This window comes from Bacillus sp. SD075 (assembly GCF_017355165.1).
Taxonomy (GTDB): domain Bacteria; phylum Bacillota; class Bacilli; order Bacillales; family DSM-1321; genus Peribacillus.
Genome location: NZ_JADILK010000118.1, coordinates 1 through 390 on the forward strand (window position 1 = coordinate 1; position 390 = coordinate 390).

Here is a 390-nt window from a genome sequence, read left to right on the forward strand (position 1 = left end):
GCATCTTAGAAGCTTGGCAAGCCATTCGGCATCTTTTACATCAGTTTTACGCCCTGGAACATTTTTGACATGTCTGGCATTGGCCAGAACAAGGTGAAAAGATCCTTCGAGTATATTCCATATTGGTTTCCAGTAGACTCCGGTACTTTCCATCACAACATCGGATACCTGAAGGGTAGTTAACCAATCACTTAAAGCCAAGAGTCCTGTTGTTGTAGTCGAAAACGTTTCAATAGAGATTTTTGGCTTTTTATCTAATGGACCAAATAATACACAGGCTACTATTGTTTCTTGGTGTACATCTAGGCCAGCACACCGTTCAATCATTGCTTCCATAGGAGAATCACCTCAAAAAAAGATTAACAATACATATGACAGGAGATTTGTTAC

General features: G+C 39.7%; 1 protein-coding gene. It reads right to left on the reverse strand.

From position 1 onward, the window contains the following. Nucleotides 1-336 (reverse strand): IS110 family transposase (locus IOC57_RS25525; protein ID WP_207441372.1); only part of this gene is annotated, 336 nt, incomplete at its 3' end. Nucleotides 337-390 lie beyond the last annotated feature (54 nt).